Source organism: Kribbella sp. CA-294648 (assembly GCF_050943845.1).
Taxonomy (GTDB): Bacteria; Actinomycetota; Actinomycetes; order Propionibacteriales; family Kribbellaceae; genus Kribbella.
Window position 1 is genome coordinate 8,478,850 of the sequence record NZ_CP191981.1, and the last position, 15,428, is coordinate 8,494,277.

The 15,428-nt window shown below is 67.6% G+C and carries 14 protein-coding genes; 6 read left to right on the plus strand and 8 right to left on the minus strand.

Going from position 1 to position 15,428, the window contains the following annotated elements; translation table 11 throughout:
• Positions 1–148: 148 nt before the first annotated feature.
• The 4 genes from ACQPYM_RS40440 to ACQPYM_RS40455 form a co-directional block, all read right to left on the minus strand.
• Positions 149–1,057: a carbohydrate ABC transporter permease gene (locus ACQPYM_RS40440; RefSeq protein WP_433012132.1), complete on the minus strand. Its 909-nt coding sequence runs from the start codon at positions 1,055–1,057 to the stop codon at positions 149–151.
• Positions 1,054–1,953, minus strand: a complete 900-nt coding sequence (locus ACQPYM_RS40445; RefSeq protein ID WP_433012134.1) for a carbohydrate ABC transporter permease — start codon at positions 1,951–1,953, stop codon at positions 1,054–1,056. Before ACQPYM_RS40445 ends, ACQPYM_RS40440 begins: the two co-directional genes overlap by 4 nt.
• Positions 1,954–2,011: 58 nt before the next feature.
• A complete protein-coding gene (locus ACQPYM_RS40450) occupies positions 2,012–3,289 on the minus strand; it encodes an ABC transporter substrate-binding protein (RefSeq protein WP_433012138.1) in 1,278 nt (425 codons plus the stop codon).
• Positions 3,290–3,607: 318 nt separating this feature from the next.
• Entirely contained in the window at positions 3,608–4,045 is a 438-nt protein-coding gene (locus tag ACQPYM_RS40455; RefSeq protein WP_433012141.1) for a nitroreductase/quinone reductase family protein, read from the minus strand.
• A 61-nt stretch (positions 4,046–4,106) separates the two neighbouring features.
• On the opposite strand from ACQPYM_RS40455, the gene ACQPYM_RS40460 reads away from it, so the two are divergent.
• The gene (locus tag ACQPYM_RS40460; protein WP_433012144.1) at positions 4,107–4,583 is read left to right on the plus strand and encodes a MarR family winged helix-turn-helix transcriptional regulator; all 477 of its coding nucleotides are present in this window, start codon (positions 4,107–4,109) and stop codon (positions 4,581–4,583) included.
• Positions 4,584–4,592: 9 nt separating this feature from the next.
• Here the strand turns inward: ACQPYM_RS40460 and ACQPYM_RS40465 are convergent, their stop codons facing one another.
• The 3 genes from ACQPYM_RS40465 to paaN are packed head-to-tail and all read right to left on the minus strand — an operon-like array spanning position 4,593 to position 8,198.
• Positions 4,593–5,111: a flavin reductase family protein gene (locus ACQPYM_RS40465; RefSeq protein WP_433012147.1), complete on the minus strand. Its 519-nt coding sequence runs from the start codon at positions 5,109–5,111 to the stop codon at positions 4,593–4,595.
• Positions 5,108–6,535 (minus strand): serine hydrolase domain-containing protein, encoded by a 1,428-nt coding sequence (locus ACQPYM_RS40470; protein WP_433012150.1) that lies wholly within the window; start codon positions 6,533–6,535, stop codon positions 5,108–5,110. Before ACQPYM_RS40470 ends, ACQPYM_RS40465 begins: the two co-directional genes overlap by 4 nt.
• Complete coding sequence (gene paaN / locus ACQPYM_RS40475; RefSeq protein WP_433012153.1) at positions 6,528–8,198, minus strand: phenylacetic acid degradation protein PaaN; 1,671 nt, start codon at positions 8,196–8,198, stop codon at positions 6,528–6,530. The genes ACQPYM_RS40470 and paaN overlap by 8 nt, the downstream gene beginning before the upstream one ends.
• A 311-nt stretch (positions 8,199–8,509) precedes the next feature.
• On the opposite strand from paaN, the gene pcaF reads away from it, so the two are divergent.
• Positions 8,510–9,715 carry a 3-oxoadipyl-CoA thiolase gene (gene pcaF / locus ACQPYM_RS40480; protein ID WP_433012156.1) on the plus strand — a complete coding sequence of 402 codons (1,206 nt, stop codon included), beginning with the start codon at positions 8,510–8,512 and terminating at the stop codon, positions 9,713–9,715.
• Between the two features lie 10 nt (positions 9,716–9,725).
• Positions 9,726–11,045, plus strand: a complete 1,320-nt coding sequence (gene paaK, locus ACQPYM_RS40485; protein ID WP_433012159.1) for a phenylacetate--CoA ligase PaaK — start codon at positions 9,726–9,728, stop codon at positions 11,043–11,045.
• Between the two features lie 7 nt (positions 11,046–11,052).
• On the opposite strand, the gene ACQPYM_RS40490 is transcribed toward paaK, so the two are convergent.
• Positions 11,053–11,673: a TetR/AcrR family transcriptional regulator gene (locus tag ACQPYM_RS40490; protein WP_433012162.1), complete on the minus strand. Its 621-nt coding sequence runs from the start codon at positions 11,671–11,673 to the stop codon at positions 11,053–11,055.
• Positions 11,674–11,875: 202 nt separating this feature from the next.
• Between ACQPYM_RS40490 and ACQPYM_RS40495 the strand changes: the two genes are divergently transcribed.
• From ACQPYM_RS40495 to ACQPYM_RS40505, 3 genes are all read left to right on the plus strand, one after another.
• Positions 11,876–12,679, plus strand: a complete 804-nt coding sequence (locus tag ACQPYM_RS40495) for an SDR family NAD(P)-dependent oxidoreductase (RefSeq protein ID WP_433012165.1) — start codon at positions 11,876–11,878, stop codon at positions 12,677–12,679.
• A 1-nt stretch (position 12,680) separates the two neighbouring features.
• Complete coding sequence (locus tag ACQPYM_RS40500; RefSeq protein ID WP_433012168.1) at positions 12,681–13,796, plus strand: DUF5938 domain-containing protein; 1,116 nt, start codon at positions 12,681–12,683, stop codon at positions 13,794–13,796.
• 72 nt (positions 13,797–13,868) lie between these two features.
• Positions 13,869–15,401 (plus strand): AMP-binding protein, encoded by a 1,533-nt coding sequence (locus ACQPYM_RS40505; protein WP_433012170.1) that lies wholly within the window; start codon positions 13,869–13,871, stop codon positions 15,399–15,401.
• Positions 15,402–15,428: the final 27 nt, after the last annotated feature.

A 15,428-nucleotide genomic window follows, 5' to 3' on the forward strand; every position in this document is an offset into this window, starting at 1 on the left:
CCGACCGGCCCTGCGCCGCAGGGCGGTGCGCGCGTCCTGTGGACAACCACCCTCGACACGCCGTCACCGGACGCCTACGGGCCGTCGATCCAGTACGCCGTACCGGCCACCCCGAATCGCAGGCCATCACCCGGGCCGCAGTACAGGGTCAGCCCTTGAGTGCGCCGGCCATCAGGCCGCCGATGAACCAGCGGCCGAGCAGGATGTAGACGAGCAGGGTCGGGAACGACGTGATCAGCGCGCCGGCCATGCTCGCCGCGTAGTCGACCTTCTGGCCACCGGCCAACGCCGCCAGGCCGAGCGTGACCGGCCCGTTGTTCTGCTGGGTCAGGAACAGCGCGAACAGGAAGTCGTTCCAGACCGAGGTGAACTGCCAGATCAGCGTGACCACGAACCCGGAGATCGACACCGGCAGGATGATCCGCAGGTAGGTCTGGATCAGGCCCGCGCCGTCGACCCGGGCCGACTCGATGATCTCGGTCGGGATCACCGTGGCGTAGTAGTTGCGGAAGATCAGCGTGCAGATCGGGATGCCGTAGATGACGTGGGTGATCAGCAGTGTCGGGATGCCCCGGGTGACGTCCAGCTCCTGGTAGGTCTGCCGCAGCGGCAGCATCACGGCCTGGTACGGGATGAACATGCCGAACAGGATGAACGCGAACACCAGGTTCGCGCCGGGGAAGCGCCAGCGGGCCAGCACGAAGCCGTTGGCCGAGCCGATCAGCGACGCGATGATCGCGGCCGGTACCGCCAGGGACAGCGAGCGGACCATGTACGGCTGCAGGACCTCCCACGCCTTGCGCCACGGCTCCAGCGTCCAGGTTTCGGGCAGTGACCACTGCTCGGCGGCCGTGGTGTCGGCGGAGGTCTTGAAGCTGGTGATGATCACGACGTACACCGGCGTCAGGATGAACAGCAGGAACAACAGCAGCAGGATGTAGCGGACGGTCCGGCTCTTCCGGGTCGAGCCGTCGGCGATGGTACTGCGGCGCGGCTTCTGGCTGATCGCCGCGGCCGCCTTGCCGGTGGCGGCGGCCGCCTCGTCGACGACGGTCATTCTTCGTTCTCCTGCCGGACGGTGTAGGCGACGTACGGAATGACGAGTACCGCGACGACGGCGAGCAGCACGATCGCGATCGCTGCCGCCTTGGCCATGTCACTGCGCAGCAAGGTGTTCCACATGTAGACCGACGGCACTTCGGTCCGGAACTGGTTCGGCCCGGTGATCGCGTAGATCAGGTCGAACAGCTTCAGCGACATGTGGCCGAGGATGATCAGCGCCGACAGCGCGATCGGCGACAGTTGCGGGAACAGCACGTGCCGGTAGAGCTTGAACTCACTCGCGCCGTCCACCCGGGCCGCCTCGCGCAGCTCACCCGGGATGCCCCGGAAGCCGGCCAGGAACAGCGCCATGATGTAGCCGGACAGCTGCCAGACCGCGGGCAGCGCGATGGACGCCATCGTCGTCCACCGGTTTCCCGCGGTCCACCAGGCATTTTCCAGGAAGTTCAGGCCGACGATGTCGAACAGCCGGTTCAGGCCGCGCGCGTCGTCGCCCTGCGAAGGATTCAGCAACCAGCCCCAGACGACCCCGGAGGCGATCATCGAGATCGCCATCGGGAACAGGAACACCGATCGGAAGATGCCTTCGCCGGTGACCCCCTTCTCCAGCAGCAGGGCCCAGAGCAGGCCGAAGATCAGCGTGCCCACGATGAATGCCACCGTGAGCACGCCGAGGTTCTTCAGCGAGTTGAGGAACCGGTCCTCACCGAACAGGTTGACGTAGTTCTCGAACCCGACATGGTTCGCCGGGACCGGGCGGGCGGTGTGCTTGTCCGTCAACGAGGTGTTGAAGGTCCACGCGATCAGCCCGTAGACGAAGTACCCGAGCAACAGCACCGTGGGCAGGAGCACCAGCGCCCCTGGCCCCCAGGTGCGGATTCTTCCGTGCATACGTCAGGACTCCCGGTCGAGATCAGTCGTCAGGTTCGGTTCGGACGGCACCGGCCGATCAGCTCGGCTTCGCCGCGGCGACCAGTGCCTTCTGCAGCGTGGCCACGTCCTGACCGCTGCTGAACTGACCGATCGCCGACAGGATGCTGTCGTTCTGGCCGAGCGTGCAGGCGGCGCCGTGAGCACAGGACGGCACGATCTTGTTGGACTTCCAGTCGGCCATCGCGGCCTGCTGGTACTTCGGGTAGTCCGTCGCGACCGCGTCCGAACGGGCCGGGATCGAGCCCTTCTTGGTGTTGAACGCCTTCTGGCCCTCGGCGCTGCCGGAGACCTTCAGCCAGCACTTCGACCCCTCGGGGTTCTGGGCGCCGGTCGGCAGCGTGAACGAGTCCGCCAGGAACTGGAAGGTCCCGGCGGTGCCCGGAGCCGGCCAGTAGGTGTAGGCGGTGTCCGGCACCTTGTCGGACAGCTGCTGTGCGGCGACCCAGTCACCCATCAGCGTGTACGCCGACTGGCCCTTGTTCACGTACTGCAGTGCGTCCGGCCAGTCGACCGCCTCGCGGTCGGCGTTGCTGAACGACAGCACCTTCTTGTACTTCTCCAGCGCGGCGGTGACGTCGGCACCGGCCATGTCGGTCTTGCCGTTCCACAGCCCGCTGAACTTCTCCGGGCCGAGCTCGGCCAGCAGGATGGCCTCCATCACCATCTCCTGGGCGAAGCCCTTGGAGGTGGCCAGCGGGGCCTTCACTCCGGCCGCCTTCAGCTTCTCCATGTCGGCGATCCAGGCGTCGACCGAGGCCGGCGCCTTGGTGGCGTCGAGGTTGGCCTTCTTCAGCACCGTCGGGTTGGCCCAGACGACGTTGGCGCGGTGCACGTTGACCGGCACCGAGTAGATCTTGCCGTCGACGGTCAGGTTGTCCAGCAGGCTCTGCGGGAAAGCCTTGTCCAGGCCGAACTCCTTGTAGAGGTCGCTGACGTCGTCGACCTGGGCGTTCTTGATGTAGTCGCCCAGTTCGGCACCGGCGTGCGCCTGGAACGTCGACGGCGGCTTCTTGGCCTGCAGGTCGTTGGCCAGCACCTGCTTGGCGTTCGAGCCCGCGCCACCGGCGACGGCCGAGTTGACGAAGTTGAAGTCCTTGCACTCGTTCTTGAACACCGAGACCAGGCCGTCGAGCCCGGCTTTCTCGCCACCGTCTGCCCACCAGGTGAAGACGGTCACGTCCTTGGTCGCGGTGTTGCCCCCGCCACCGGAGTCATCGCTGTTCCCGCAGGCACTGACCGCGAGAAGACCCACGGCACCCACTGCCGCGAGGGTCTTGCTCCATCCACCACGCATCTTTTCACTCTCCGATCAGCTCGTGAGCTGTGACAACGAATGCCCCCTTGACGGCCCAACTCTGGGCACGGCGCCGGTCGGGTGTCAACGCTCCGCGCAGCCGCGTTGCGCAGACGTGATCACCTTGCGCACACCGGGTATGAGAGCGCACACATGCTGCGCCCGACGGCCTGCTGAGGAAGCTCGCGACCTCCCCGGACGGGACCGGCCCAGGCAACATAGCAGCCCTCCCAGCCCGCCCCCGGCACATCCGCCCAACACTTTCCGCTCAACTTCGGTCACCCCCGATGACCAATTGACAACGAAGTCACGCGGGGGTCATGTGACCCGGAAGACGGCGCAACGAGGAGCAGCCGCGGCGAAGTCGTCCACCGAAGGGCCGGACACCGCGCCTACCCGGACGAAGAGCGAGACGCCTTGGGGAACCTCGGTAGGAAAGGCTCTGAGCACGGCCTCGCGCTCACCGGCATCCTCGACCGCTTCCAGTACTACGCGACGAACCGTCCGTCCGGACCGCAACTGGCCCCACCCGGCCGCCAACGCGTTGCGAACCCAATCGGATTTCGGTACCGGACTGACGACGTACAGGTGGCCGTTGACGGTCAGCGGCGCGACGGGTGTAGTGCGCAGTTCGCCGGTCGAGCGGCCCGGGATCGACAGCAGGTGGACCTTGCCAGGGCGTAGGCCGACCCGATGAAGCAGCCCGATCAAGCGATTGGCGGGCTTCAGCCAACGCGGCAGGGTTCGATCGGTCATGGTCAGCCTCCGGATTATTTCGACGATCGAAACAATTTCTCTGGATGCTAAAGTATTTCGAGTGTCGAAACAATCGCGGGACGAGCTGACGGCGGCGATCGCGGCGGCGGTGATCCGGTTCCAGGACGCCACCGACCGCGTCGACGCAGCGGCTGCACAGGCGCTGGGGGTCAACCGCACGGATCTGCTGTGTATCGGCCTGCTACTGCGCGGCGGCGGGATGACCGCCGGTGAGTTGGCGACCGCCGCAGGCCTCAGCCCCGCGGCGACAACGGCCGCGATCGAAAGACTCGAGGCCGCGGGCTATGCAGGCCGCACCCGCGACGAGGTCGACCGGCGACGGGTCCTGGTCCGCCCGACCGCATCAGTCGAAAAGCGGACCAGCGAGCTCTACGACCCACTCCGTCCCGCGGGCACAGCCCGCCTCAACCGCTACAACCGGGCCGAGCTCGAACTGATCCTGGACTTCCTCGACCAGGGCGAAAAACTCCAGAACCAGCAAGCCGACCGAATCCGAGCCCTCGACGCCGACGAGTAGGCCCGCAAGTTACAGCGCCGTGTAGCGGCCGCGGCGGTGGACCAGAGGTGGGAGGTCGTCGGGGAGGAGTTCTACGTGGGCTAGTTCTAGTTGGACCTGGAGGGCCCAGCCGACTTCGGGTGGGTCGGGGGTTACCAGGCGGCAGCCGGCCCAGGTGGTTACTCCGATCGGGGCCGGGCCCCATTCGGTGTCGGTCCAGTCGAGCATGCGGAACGGGCCGCCGGGGGCCGGGGCTACGTAGCCGAAGGCGTCGGCTAGTTGCTGGTGGGGGGCGCCGAGCAGGCTGACCACGGCGACCTTTGCCTTGCGCAACGTTTCCCACAGGTCGGAGTCCGGGTCGATCAGGCCGATCACGTACCCGGGCTCACCATCCGCCACCAGCATCGACGAGACGGTCAGCCCGGCGCGCTTCCCCTCGTACTGCGTAGTCCACAACCCGACGGGCGACGGCAACCGCCCCCGCAACCGGCGTACCGGGCTGCGCTCCGACTCAGGCGGCAGGAACGGATGGTCGCCGTGGATGGTCATGCCTGAACGGTACTAACCCGCACTCGACCGGGTAGCGTGAAGCCCTCGATCGGGTGGGAGAGGCCGCTGGAGCCGCGGACCGACTCGACCTCTCCGTCCGGGCCGAAGGCGAAGCGGTAGGCCTCACCCAAAGCTCCGTAGCCCGAGCCGCCGGTGATGCGGAGGTCGTCGCCGTCCACCTCGACGATCGTCGGGTCGGCGGCCGGGTCGACCGCGGTCGGGTCGAGCACGTAGAGGCGCCCGCCGAGCAGGACCACATCCATGACACCCCACAGGTTCGCGTAGCGGCCGGTGAAGCGGCCCAGCCCGGTCGCTTCCTGCCGTGGCTTGGACTCGGCCAGGTCGGCCAGCTTGAAAGCAGCCTCGGCCAACTGCCGGGCCGGCCCGTCGATCGCGTTGGTCAGCACCGTCACCGCCAGCCGCCACTTGGCATCCACCAGCGACATCGTGATGTGCCCCGGATAGCCACCGCTGTGCCCGAACAGCTCCCGCTCGCCGAGCTTCGACACCATCAGACCCAGCCCGTACTTCGACCCGTCGTCCTCCGCCGTCTTCCACCACGCGTGCTGCATCTGCCGCTTGGACGCATCGGTCAGCAGCCGGTCGTCGCCGGGCAAATGCGCCGACCAGTAGCTGACCACATCGCGCGCGGTCCCGAAGAACCCCGTCGCCGACGCGAGCGCGCCGGTGTCGATGTGGTCGATCGGCACGCGCTGGTCGGCGTACGCGAGGGAGCTGTAGCCGGCCGCATACTCGCCGGCCCGGTTCGGGTCGAGCTCCGGGCCGAGCCCGGTCAGGCCGAGTTTGTCGACGATCGCGGTCTGCACGAAGTCGTTGTACGACGTACCGGTGACCGCTTCGATCACCAGGCCGAGCAGGCCGAAACCGATGTTGGAGTACTTGAACCGGTCGTTGTCCGCGAGCACGTCCGTGCCGGGCTGCTTGATCACCCGGAGCAGCTCGTCGCGATCCGGGAACGCCTTGCCGAGCTGCCAGAAGTCGCCTTCGTCGCTGTCGCGGCTGACCCCACCGGCGTGGCTGAGCAGATCCCGGATCGTCCGCTCGCCCAGCGGCGTACCGACGATCTCGGTGACGTGCATCGCGACCTTGTCGTCCAGCCGCAGCTTGCCCTGCTCGGCCAGTTGCAGCAGGGCCGTGGCGGTGAACGTCTTCGAGTGCGACGCGATCCGGAACAGGTGCTGCTCGGTCAGCGCTACGCCCTCTTCGACGTCGGCCTGCCCGTACGCCGCCGAGAACGCGACGGCGTCACCGGCGAACGCCTGGCCCGGGTCGTCGGGCGACGGCCGGAACAGCACCGCGGCCTGGACTCCAGGGATCCGCCGGTAGCGCTGATTGAACGCCAGCCAGCTGTCGTAGTACGCGAGTACTTCCTTCAGGTTCTCCGAATCCAGGGCGTCAGGCATGACGCCTAGACTGAATGACGCGGAAGCGGCTCGCAACGTAAGCGCCGTCCGTGTACGTCGCGTTAGCGGCCGGGTTCGCTCCGGTGCCGTGGAAATCGCTGAAAGCAGCCGATTGATTGACGAAGACCTGACCGGTCAGGTTCTCCGACAACGCCACGCCGACGTCGAGCGCCGCCTCGCGCATTTCCTCCAGCACCTGCGAGTCGGTCGAGTACACACCGGCCGTCATCGCGCCGCCCTCGGCGACCGTCCGCCGGAACAGGTCGATCGACTCGGCCGTCCCGCTGGTCCGAACCAGGAAAGAGACCGGGCCGAAGCACTCGCGCCCGTAGACGTCTTCGTTCTTCGCGTCGATGGCCACCAGCGCCGGCGTTCGAACCACCGCATCCGGGTACGCCGGGTGCTTGATCGCCCGGGACTCCAAAACAACCTGCCCGTACTCCGGGGCCAGCTCGAGCCGGTTGACCACAGCCTGGTTGACGATGCCGCCGAGCAGTTCGACCGCGCGGGCGTCGTCGCCGAGCAGCTTGCCGATCGAGTTGGCCAGACCGGCGCCGACCTCGTCGAAGGACTTGTGCCCCTCGTCGGTCTCGATGCCGTCGGCGGGGACGAAGAGGTTCTGGGTCGTGGTGCACATCTGCCCGGAGTACAGCGACAGTGTGAAGGCGAGGTTGTTGCACAGCGCCTTGAAGGAGTCGGTCGAGTCGATGATGACCGCGTTCACGCCGGCCTTCTCGGTGAAGACCTCGGCCTGGGTCGCGTTCTGCTCCAGCCACTGGCCGAACTCGCTGCCGCCGGTGAAGTCGATGAGCTTCACCTCGGGACGCAGCGCGAGCGGCTTGGCCAGGCCGTCACCGGGGTGCTCGGCGGCCAGGGTGACCAGGTTCGGGTCGTAGCCGGCCTCGGCGAGCACCTCGCGGCAGACCTCGACGGTGATCGCGAGCGGCAGCACGGCCAGCGGGTGCGGCTTGACGACGACCGCGTTGCCGGTGACCAGCGACGCGAACAGGCCGGGCCAGGAGTTCCAGGTCGGGAAGGTGTTGCAGCCGATCACCAGCGCGACGCCCCGGCCGGTGACGGTGAAGTTCTTCTCCATCCGGATCGGGTCGCCCTTGGCCGGCTTCTCCCACACGGCGGTCGCCGGGTAGCGGCCCATTTCCTCGTAGGAGTAGGCGATCGCCTCCAGCGCCCGGTCCAGGGCGTGCGCGCCGCCGGCCTGGAACGCCATCACGAACGCCTGACCGCTGGTGTGCTGCACCGCGTTGGCCAACTCGAAGACCCGCTTGTGCAGCCGGTCGAGGATCTCCAGGGTGACGCCGGTCCGGGTGTCGACCCCGGCCTTCCGCCATCCGGAAAGACCCTTCCGCGAAGCCGCCAGCAGTTCGTCCAGGCCGCTCTCCGTCAGGTGCGGGTACTGCACGTCCAGCTGGACGCCGTACGGCGACTCCTCGGAGCTGACCGTGCCGGTCGCACCCGGCGTCTCGAGCGGGTACGCCGTCCCGCGATGCGCCTCGAAGGCCGCCTTACCGTCCTCGGCCGCCGTTTCGCCGTACACCCGGGGGCTCGGCGACTCCGGGAAGGCGGAGAAGTAGCCACGGCTGCGGATGGCGGCCAGCGCGCCGTCCAGCCGGTCACGATGGGCGGCAAGCCAGTCAGTAGTCATACCCGTGATATTACAGTCCAAGATCAGATCGGGGATAGAGTGTCACAACACTCTCTCCGTTCCGGATGCCCGCTTCGAGGAGGACACGTGACTGTGCTTTTGGCCTCGCCTCCGGCTCGGCGGGTCATGGGGCTAACCTCCCGGTCTTCCCTCGTCTCTCCGGTCGCTTCGCTCCCTCCGTTCCTCAGTCCAGACCGGGAGGCCCCATGACCACGTTTGTCAGTCTTGAGCGGGAGGCGCCATGACCACGTTTGTCAGTCTTGACCGGGAGGCACCATGACTACGTTTGTCAGTCTTGAGCGGGAGATCTCATGAGCCGAGTAGCGTATTTGGTGGACGGTATCCGCACGCCGATCGGCCGGTACGGCGGCGCGCTCGCCGCGGTCCGGCCCGACGACCTCGCGGCGCACGCTCTGTCCGCGCTGCTCGCCCGGCACCCCTCGCTCGATCCGGGCACGGTCGACGACGTGTACCTCGGCTGCGCGAACCAGGCCGGCGAGGACAACCGCAACGTGGCCCGGATGGCGCTGCTGCTGGCCGGGCTGCCGGACACCGTGCCGGGCTCGACGATCAACCGGCTCTGCGGGTCCGGGCTGGACGCGGTCGCCGCGGCGGCCCGGTCGATCCTTGCCAGCGACAACGACATCGTGCTGGCCGGTGGGGTCGAGTCGATGTCGAGGGCACCTTTCGTGATGCCCAAGGCAACAACGGCTTTCGCCCGCCAGGCGGAGATCTTCGACACCACGATCGGCTGGCGGTTGGTCAATCCGGTGCTGAAGAAGCAGTACGGGATCGACTCGATGCCGGAGACCGCGGAGAACGTCGCCGCCGAGTTCTCCATCTCGCGGGAGGACCAGGACCTGTTCGCGCTGCGCAGCCAGCAGCGCGCGGCCAAGGCGATCGCGAACGGCCGGCTCGCCGAGGAGATCACCCCGGTCGAGGTGCCCGGCAAGCGCGGCGCGGTGACCGTCGTCGACACCGACGAGCACCCGCGTGAGACGACACTGGAGGCGCTGGCCGGTTTGAAGACTCCGTTCCGCGATCCGGGCACGGTCACCGCGGGCAACGCTTCGGGCGTCAACGACGGCGCGGCGGCGTTGCTGGTGATGAGCGGCGAGGCGGTCGAGCGACTCGGCGTCACGCCGCTGGCCCGGATCGTCGGGACCGCGGCCGCTGGTGTCCCACCGCGCATCATGGGCGTCGGTCCGGTCCCGGCGACGCGCAAGGTGCTCCTCCGGGCAGGTGTCGCGTTGTCCGACGTCGACGTGATCGAACTCAACGAGGCCTTCGCGGCCCAGTCCCTCGCCGTACTGCGGCAGCTCGATCTCCCCGACGACGCCGAGCACGTGAATCCGAGCGGTGGCGCGATCGCCCTGGGGCATCCCCTGGGCATGTCCGGCGCGCGACTCGCCCTCACCGCCGCCTTCGAGCTTCGCCATCGCGACGCCGAGTACGCGCTCGCCACCATGTGCATCGGAGTCGGTCAGGGGATTGCCACGTTGCTGGCCCGCCCCTGAAGCTCGTCTCATGACTGAGCGATTTCTCGGGGAAGCCTGTCCGCCCGACCTGCTGGACGACGGCGAGCGGCTGTCCGTCGACGAGCTCAAGGCGCGGCAGCTGGCCGGGCTGCAGGCGAGCGTGCGAGCGGCGTACGAGAATGTTCCGCACTATCGGGCGGCGCTGGACGGGGTCGGGTTCAAGCCCGGCGAGCTGCGGGAGCTGTCCGATCTCGGCCGGCTGCCGTTCACGGACAAGCAGGATCTGCGGGACAACTACCCGTTCGGGATGTTCGCGGTACCGCGGGAGGAAGTCGTCCGCGTGCACGCCTCCTCCGGTACGACGGGCCGCCCGACCGTCGTCGGGTACACCCGCCGCGATCTCGACAACTGGGCGGACCTGATGGCCCGGTCGATCCGTGCCGCCGGCGGCCGGGCGGGCGATGTCTGCCATATCGCTTATGGCTATGGGCTTTTCACCGGCGGGCTGGGTGCGCACTACGGAGCCGAGCGACTCGGCTGTACCGTCGTACCGGTCTCCGGCGGGATGACCGGGCGGCAGGTCGACCTGATCCGCGACTTCGGAGCCCGGATCATCATGGTGACACCGTCGTACTTCCTCGCCATCGTCGACGAGATGATTGCTAGAGGCATCGACCCCCGGGAGACCTCGCTGGAGATCGGGCTCTTCGGCGCGGAGCCGTGGACCGAGCAGATGCGCACCGAGGTGGAGAGCAAGACCGGTGTGCACGCGGTCGACATCTACGGCCTGTCCGAGGTGATGGGGCCGGGCGTCGCGCAGGAGTGCGTCGAGACCAAGGACGGCCTGCACATCTGGGAGGACCACTTCTACCCGGAAATCATCGATCCGGTCACCGGCGAGGTGCTCCCCGACGGCGAGGAGGGTGAGCTGGTCTTCACCACCCTCACCAAACAAGCCTTCCCCGTACTGCGCTATCGCACCCGCGACCTGACCCGCCTGCTCCCCGGGACGGCGCGGCCGGCGATGCGCCGGATGGAGAAGATCACCGGTCGCACCGACGACATGATGATCGTCCGCGGCGTGAACGTCTTCCCGACCCAGATCGAGGAACAACTCCTGCTGGTCGAGGGCCTCACCCCGCACTACCTCTGCATCCTCACCCGCCCGAACCGCCTCGACGAACTGACAGTCCAGGTCGAAGCCGCACCGGACCTCCCCGCGTCGTCCTACGCGTCGGCCGGTGCAACGCTCTCCGGCCGGATCAAAGAGCGGATCGGCGTGACAGCGGCCGTGGAGGTCCTCCCGCCGCACGCCCTCGAACGCTCACTGGGCAAAGCCAAACGCATCCGCGACGACCGCGAGCGATAGGCCGCGATTAGGGGACGAGGAGTTTGGGGAGGATGCGGTCGACGCCTTCGCGGAGATCCTGCAGGGCGTTGGGTTGACCGGACAGGTGGCGGAGGAGGGCTTGCTGGAAGAGGCCGTCGAACAGGGCGTAGGCGGTTGAGGCGGAGACCGTGATCGGACGGCCGCTGAGCTCGGCGTACGTGCTGACGATGCGCCAGATCATGAGTTCGAGCGTTTGGTCGATCTCCAGGACGTCCGCGCGGAACGACTCCTCGAACAGCGCCTGGTTGCGCAGGTCGTACCAGAGCCGGTGCATCGTGCCGTCTTCGTGGCAGGTGACGGCCAGCGCTTCGGCGAAGTCCGTGCGCAGTTGGTCGGCCGACCGGGCCGTCGCGACGATCTGGTCGTAGCGGGTCACGCACTCGGCCTTGTAGAGCTTCACGCAGTACGTGATCAGCTCGACCTTGTCGCGGAAGTAGTAGTGCAGGACGCCGTGCGAGAAGTCGGAGTTCTGCGCGATCTCGCGCAGGCTCGTCCGGGCGTAGCCGAGCTCCGACAGGGTCCGCAGGGCCGAGGTGGCCAGCTGGGCGCGGCGCTCGGCGAACTTGTCCACCTGGCGGCGTGAGATCCGGTCCGTCACCTCGGTCACGCTCTGCCTCCTGGGGTCTGCTGCTCCGAGTTTACCCCGGAAACAGATTTTTCTTGACAGTTGTCCAAGAAACTCTTGACGACTGTCCAGAACTTGGCGACGCTGTGCATCACCGCCCGGTCACCGCACCTCACCGGAGACCGGGCGCCAAGAGGACACAGCAGCAGCGAAGGTCCAGCAGCGCGGCCGAAGGGGAGAGTTCATGAGCGGGTACGACCTGACCGGAAGGAAAGCTCTGGTGACCGGAGCCGCTCGCGGCCTCGGGGCCGGAATGGCCGAGGCGCTGGCGAAGGCCGGTGCCGCGGTGGCGATCGCCGACATCAACGAGGACCTCGGCCGGGAGACCGCCGACGCGCTGAAGCAGACCGGCGCCATTGCCGCCTTCGTTCCGCTGGACGTGACCGAGGACGCGAGCTGGGAGGCGGCGATCACCGCCACCATCGGCGAGCTCGGCGGCCTGGACATCCTGGTGAACAACGCCGGCGTCGAACTGTCCGGCCTGGTGGTCGACCTGGATCCGAACGATGTCCGCACGATGCTTGACGTCAACGTGCTCGGCACCGCGCTGGGCCTGAAGCACGCGTTCCGGGCGATGCGGCCGGAGGGACCCGCCGGGACTGGTGGCTCGGTGGTCAACATCTCCAGCGTCGCGGCGACCATCCCGTTCCCCGGCATCGGCGGGTACTCCGCGACGAAGTCCGCGGTCGACCGGCTCACCCGGGTGGCGGCGATGGAGTCCGGCAAGCTCGGGTACGGCGTACGGGTGAACTGTGTCTATCCGGGGCTGGTGCCGACCGAGATGGGCATGAGGCTCGCGGCCGACATGGTCACGCTGGGGCTTTGGCCCTCGGCGGAAGCGGCCGTCGGCGACGTCATCGGGATGACTCCGCTGGGACGTCTCGGCGAGGTCGGGGACATGGCCGACGCGGTGGTCTTCCTGGCGTCGGACGCGGCCAAGTTCATCACCGGTGCGGGCCTGCCGGTCGACGGCGGAATGGGGATGTGAGATGACCAAACCCGTCGTCGTGTACGGCGCCTCCGGGTACACCGGCCGGCTCGTCTGCGAGTACCTGCGTGAGTTCAACGTCCCGTTCATCGCGGCCGGCCGGGACGGCAAGCGGATCCAGGAAGTGCTCGACCGGGTCCCCGGGATCGACACCGTCGACCACGAGGTGGTCGAGGTCGAGCACGAGGTGAGTGCGCTGACCGACCTCTTCCGCGGCGCGAAGGTGGTCAGCAACATGGTCGGCCCGTTCGTGAAGTACGGGCCCGAGGTCGTCGAGGCGAGTCTGGCGGCCGGCTGCCATTACCTGGACACCACTGGTGAACAGGACTGGCTGCTGGACGCGCAGAACGGGTGGGGTGACAAGTTCACCGCCGAAGGACTTCTCCTCGCGCCAGGGGTCGCACAGATGTACACGACCGGCGAGATCGCCGCGAACATCTGCCTGGAGACCCCTGGCCTCGACACCCTCGACATTCTCGTGCTGTGGAAGGGATTCCCGACCTACGCGTCGACCCAGACCATCTTCACCATCCTCAAGGCCGACTGGCACTACCTGGAGCAGAACGAGCTGGTGAAGTGGGACCCGCTCACCACCTTCGAGGTGAATGTGCCGGGTCAGCACGCTTCTGCTCTCGCGCTGCCCTGGGGCGGTACCAGCCACCCGGTCTGGTTCAAGAACGATCCGCGCGTGGCCAACGTCAAGGTCGCCGGTGGCGTCTTCGACCGGACCGTCATGCAGGGCGTGGTCGAGGCCGTGAAGATGGTCGAGTCCCAGATCAAGACCCTGCCGATCGAGCAGCAGGACGCCGCCCTCGCCGAGGTCGCCGCATCGGTCCAGGCCAGCATGCCGCCGCGCGAGAACCCGCGGATCAACACGTCGCTCGACTCGGTGCACGCCTCCGGACCGCTCGGCCGCGCGCACTGCGTGATCCATGGCAACAGCAACTACAAGCAAACCGGCGCGCTGCAGGCGTACGCCGCGTACTCGCTCCTGCAGCAGCCGCCGAAGCGCGCGGGGCTCGCCTCGGCCTGCCAGGCCTTCGGCCACCGCGAGCTGCTCGGCGTACTGCGGAGCTTCGGGCTGGTCCTCGAGCCCGTGGTGACCGTTCACCACTGAGACCAGGTGCGGGGGTGCCTCCCCAGTCACCCCCCAAATGACACCCCCGCACCTGTACCACCTGGAGTTCTCGTGAGGTTGTACGACTATCTCGACAAGGGCGTCTCGCTCGGCGCGGGCGCGCCCTGCCTGACGATGACCGGTACGTCGCTCAGCTACGGCGAGGTGCAGCAACTGTCGTGGCAGGTCGGTCGCGCCCTGCACCGATCGGCGGTGCTGCCCGGCGACAAGGTGGCGATCCTGTCGGCCAACAACCCAATCGCGTTCGCCTGTGTCTTCGGGATCGCCCGGGCCGGCGCGATCTGGTGCCCGATCAATCCGCGCAACGAGGCGGCCGAGAACCGTGAGCTGCTCGACGCCTTCGACTGCACCGCGTTGATCTTCCAGCGCGCGTTCCTGCCGTTGGTGGAGAAGATCCTGCACGACCTGCCGAAGCTGAGCACCCTCGTCTGCCTCGACGAGTCGTTGCCTGGCGCAAAGAGTCTGACGGAGTGGCTGGACGGCGTACCGGCTGAGCCGTGGTCGCTGGAGCCGCTGGACGACACCGCGATGCTGGTCGGCACCGGCGGCACCACCGGGCGGCCGAAAGGGGTGGTGCTGACCGAGCGGAACCTCGAGACGATGTCGGCGATCACCCTGATGAGCTACCCGTTCGCCGGGCGGCCGGTGTACCTCGCATTGGCACCGCTGACGCACGCGGCCGGCGTGCTGTGCTTTCCTGTCCTGACGCTCGGCGGCGAGATCGTGATCATGCCGGCGCCCGACCTGGACGAGTTCCTGCGGCTGGTCGAGCGGCATCGGGTCACCCACACGTTCCTGCCGCCGACGCTGATCTACATGCTGCTGGCGCATCCTGAGCTGGCCAGTACGGAGCTCGGCTCACTGCAGTGCTTCTGGTACGGCGCCGCGCCGATGTCCGCGGCTCGCCTGGAGGAGGCACTGACACGGATCGGGCCGGTGATGGCGCAACTGTTCGGTCAGAGCGAGGCGCCGATGATGATCTCCACGATGGCGCCGGCCGACCACTTCCACGCCGACGGAACGCCTGCGGTCGAGCGGTTCGCTTCCGCGGGACGGCCGTCGCCGCTGACCCAGGTGGCGATCATGGCCGACGACGGGCGACTGCTGGGGACCGGGGAACGCGGCGAGATCGTCGTCCGGGGGTCGCTGGTGATGGCCGGGTACTACCGCGACGCGGAGGCGACCGCGGCAGCTTCGCAGTACGGGTGGCACCACACCGGTGACATCGGGTTCCTGGACGACGACAACTACCTCTACATAGTGGATCGGGCGAAAGACATGATCATCACGGGTGGATTCAACGTGTACTCGGCGGAGGTCGAGCAGGCGCTGATGACGTATCCGGCGATCCGCGACTGCGCGGTCATCGGCCTTCCGGACGAGAAATGGGGCGAGCGGGTGACCGCGGTTCTGCAACTGCACCCTGGGCTGGCCGTGACCGAGTCGGAGGTCCGCAACTACGTGAAAAGCAAACTCGGCAGCGTCAAGGCCCCCAAACAGGTGATCGTCTGGCCGGATTTGCCCCGCTCCAAGGTCGGCAAGGTCCTGAAGAACGAGATCAAGGCCCGCCTGATCAATCAATAGGCCGCGACCCTCCCGGACCGCATGATC

What these genes read in the sequence shown, in the direction of transcription:
- ACQPYM_RS40440 (WP_433012132.1), bottom strand. Translation starts at nt 1,057, where the DNA reads ATGACCGTCGTCGACGAGGCGGCCGCCGCCACCGGCAAGGCGGCCGCG.
- ACQPYM_RS40445 (WP_433012134.1), bottom strand. Translation starts at nt 1,953, where the DNA reads ATGCACGGAAGAATCCGCACCTGGGGGCCAGGGGCGCTGGTGCTCCTG.
- ACQPYM_RS40450 (WP_433012138.1), bottom strand. Translation starts at nt 3,289, where the DNA reads ATGCGTGGTGGATGGAGCAAGACCCTCGCGGCAGTGGGTGCCGTGGGT.
- ACQPYM_RS40455 (WP_433012141.1), bottom strand. Translation starts at nt 4,045, where the DNA reads ATGACCGATCGAACCCTGCCGCGTTGGCTGAAGCCCGCCAATCGCTTG.
- ACQPYM_RS40465 (WP_433012147.1), bottom strand. Translation starts at nt 5,111, where the DNA reads ATGACCATCCACGGCGACCATCCGTTCCTGCCGCCTGAGTCGGAGCGC.
- ACQPYM_RS40470 (WP_433012150.1), bottom strand. Translation starts at nt 6,535, where the DNA reads ATGCCTGACGCCCTGGATTCGGAGAACCTGAAGGAAGTACTCGCGTAC.
- paaN (WP_433012153.1), bottom strand. Translation starts at nt 8,198, where the DNA reads ATGACTACTGACTGGCTTGCCGCCCATCGTGACCGGCTGGACGGCGCG.
- pcaF (WP_433012156.1), top strand. Translation starts at nt 8,510, where the DNA reads ATGAGCCGAGTAGCGTATTTGGTGGACGGTATCCGCACGCCGATCGGC.
- paaK (WP_433012159.1), top strand. Translation starts at nt 9,726, where the DNA reads ATGACTGAGCGATTTCTCGGGGAAGCCTGTCCGCCCGACCTGCTGGAC.
- ACQPYM_RS40495 (WP_433012165.1), top strand. Translation starts at nt 11,876, where the DNA reads ATGAGCGGGTACGACCTGACCGGAAGGAAAGCTCTGGTGACCGGAGCC.
- ACQPYM_RS40500 (WP_433012168.1), top strand. Translation starts at nt 12,681, where the DNA reads ATGACCAAACCCGTCGTCGTGTACGGCGCCTCCGGGTACACCGGCCGG.